Origin of the sequence: Lactobacillus nasalidis, assembly GCF_016587775.1 — a bacterium.
GTDB lineage: Bacteria > Bacillota > Bacilli > Lactobacillales > Lactobacillaceae > Lactobacillus > Lactobacillus nasalidis.
In genome coordinates this window covers 1-2,952 of sequence record NZ_BOCG01000050.1, presented here as the reverse complement: position 1 = coordinate 2,952, position 2,952 = coordinate 1, and the positions used below count along the sequence as shown (strand labels likewise).

General features: G+C 52.9%; 3 protein-coding genes. All 3 read left to right on the top strand.

Annotated elements, in window-relative coordinates:
* On the top strand, positions 1 to 764 hold a 764-nt coding region (locus lacNas_RS00400), incomplete at its 5' end, for a MurR/RpiR family transcriptional regulator (RefSeq protein ID WP_201346489.1).
* A 188-nt stretch (positions 765 to 952) separates the two neighbouring features.
* Positions 953 to 2,359, top strand: a complete 1,407-nt coding sequence (locus tag lacNas_RS00395) for an aldehyde dehydrogenase family protein (RefSeq protein WP_201330961.1) — start codon at positions 953 to 955, stop codon at positions 2,357 to 2,359.
* A 185-nt stretch (positions 2,360 to 2,544) separates the two neighbouring features.
* Positions 2,545 to 2,952, top strand: a 408-nt coding sequence (locus tag lacNas_RS00390; protein ID WP_201330962.1) for a TMEM175 family protein, incomplete at its 3' end; no start/stop codon positions are given.

Sequence of the window (2,952 nt, the reverse complement as noted above, 5' to 3'; positions counted from 1 at the left end):
CCGGCATAGTCTTGAAGCAGCCTGAGGAAGTGGTCAACTACACCATCTCCCAGCTGGCATCGGCTGCCGGTGTCAGCGGCGCTTCAGTTACCAGATTCTGTCACAATCTGGGCCTGGCAGGCTTTCACCAGCTCAAGGTGAGTCTGGCCCGGGTCAACTCCGCGCCTTCAGCCTTGACTGAGCTGGAAGCTGACGATGCTTCCAAGGCCCTGAAGCAGATTGCTGCCAGCAAAGAGGATGAGATCAGCCGGACCCTGCGCCGTCTGCCGGCAGATGAGTTGAAAAAGGTGCTGGATCTGTTTGAAAACAGCCGCTTGATCCAGGTGGCCGCTGAAGGGGACACTTATCCAGTCGCTGAAGACGCCGTTTACAAGCTGAACCAGCTGGGTCTGTTGGCCATTTCCAGTCCCGCTCCAGAAACAGCCCTGGCGCAGACTTTAAACCTGCAAGCGGCTGACTGCCTGTGGCTGATCTCCAATTCCGGTGAATCTGCCGGCTTGATCCGGCAGGCTGATCTGGCCCGAAAAAGAAAGATAAAGGTCGTCTCCATGACCAACCGGGCTGATTCGCCCCTGGCCCTAAAGAGCGACTACCACTTGCCGACAGCCGTGGGCCAGACGATTCTGCAGGAAGAATACCTTTTTTCCCGCCTGGCCAGCTCGGCTCTGGTCGAAGCAATCTTCCTGCTTTTGCTCAACCGGGACAAAAAGCGCCTGGCCAACATCCAGGCACACGAAAAGCTGATTGCCGACCGCAAAATCTGATATAAATGCCAAGAGCTGAGAAAACGCGAGTTTCCCAGCTCTTTTTTGCGGCATTTTTTGGCGTGATCTGATGGCAAGATGGAAGCTTATGATGTATTTTCCCATCCCGAATCTTGATAAGCTGTACTCAACAAATCAAGAAAAGCTGGCAAGCAGCCAGATGTTGAACAATAAAGGAGAAGACAATCATGGCATACAAGACTACCAACCCATACACCGGAGAAGTACTGGCAGAATTCGCGACTTTGACCAATGAAGAGCTGGAGGGCAAGCTGGCTAAGGCCAAGGAAACCTACAAGGAATGGTCCAAGACGACTTTTGAAGAACGCGCGGCTTTGATGAAAAAGGCGGCCAAGCTGGCCAGAGAACGCAGAGACGAACTGGCAGCCATCAACGCTACTGAAACCGGCAAGCTGGTTACCATCGCTGCCTGGGAAATGAATCTTTGCGCGGACATCATGGAATATTACGCAGACAATGCCAAGGACCTGCTCAAACCTCACTATGTCAAGACCACTGACCAAATGGCCGGCGACGCTGTCGGCATCTACCAGCCTCTGGGCATCATTTACATGGTTGAACCTTGGAACGTGCCGTTTTTCCAAATGACCCGCCCAAGTGCAGCCCAGCTCATGGCCGGCAACGTAGTTGTTCTCAAGCACGCAAGCAACTGCCCGCAATCAGCTTTGGCAATGGAAAAGCTCTACCGTGACGCGGGCTTTCCGGAGGGCTGCTTCACCAACCTTTTCATCGACTACGAACAATCAAGCGCGTTGATCGCTGACAAGCGGATCTGCGGTGTAACTTTGACTGGCTCAACTCCAGTAGGCCGGCAAATCGCTGCTGAATCAGGCAAAAACTTGAAGAAGTGCGTGATGGAACTTGGCGGTTCTGACGCCATGGTCGTCCTTCCAGACGCAGACTTGAACAAGGCGGTTCAAGGGGCAATCATGGGCAGAATGACGATCTCAGGTCAAGTCTGCGCCGGCGACAAGCGGATGTTCATTCACGAGAGCCTGTTTGACGCCTTCAAGAAGGGGGTAGAAGAAGCCATCAACGGCATGGTAGCTGGTGATCCGCTTGACCCTAACACCACTTTGTCACCAGTCAGCTCAAAGAAGGCGGCCGACAAGATCAAGGTCCAAATTGCCAAGGCAGTTGAAAACGGGGCAAGGGCTGAAGAAGTAGGTCCAAAGCTGCCGGCAGGGGATGCATGGGTGCAGCCGACCATCTTGACCAACGTGACGCCAGAGAACCCAATCTTCAACGAAGAAATCTTCGGGCCAGTTTTGATGCTGTTCTCATATGAGACCGAAGAAGAAGCAATCGAATTGGCCAACGGGACCGACTTCGGCCTGGGCAGCTCAGTTTACACTGAAGACCCGGCCAAGGCAGCCCGTCTGGCGGCCGCCATGGAGGCAGGTGCCGTCTCAATCAACCAGCCAACGATGGCATCCCCAGCCATTCCTTTCGGCGGGATCAAGACTTCAGGCTTTGGCCGGGAAATGGGCGCGGAAGGCATCCGTGAATTCACCAACGAGAAGTACATCAACAGTGCCCAAATCGACATGACCAAGCTATTTGCAGAATTCTAAGCCAGACGCTTGTTTGCGCGCTTGTCCAAATGGTCTTGATCTTTCCAGCTGAGTTATTCAAATGAGGCAATTGAATAAAATTATTTTTGTTATACTAAAAAAGATCGCAGAATTACTGAACACACATATTAAAATTGCTTTGCCAGTTGCCTCGGCGACGGCTGCTTGAGAAAGAGGAGAACAAAATGGACAAGAACCGGATTATGGCATTTACGGACGGGATTGAAGCTATCGCGGCGACGATCATGGTCTTGGAGCTGTCAGTGCCAGAGCACTTGACTTTGTCAGCATTATTGAGCGAATGGCCGACCTTTTTCGCTTACATCGTCAGCTTCGCGCTGATCTATCTCGCCTGGCGGTCACACCATAATGCTTTTCAAAAAGCTGACAAGATCACGACTCCGGTCTACCTGGTCAACGGGATCTGGCTCTTTTGGAGCTCCCTGGTGCCTTTCGCGACCGGCTTGATCGGCAGCAACCCGGCTTCTGCCCTGGCGGCCGGCATCTACGTGGCCATCATCTTCCTTTGGACTCTGACTTTCCAGTTTCTGGACCTGGCGATTCTCAAAGCCAATCCAGCTGCTGAAGCCGAT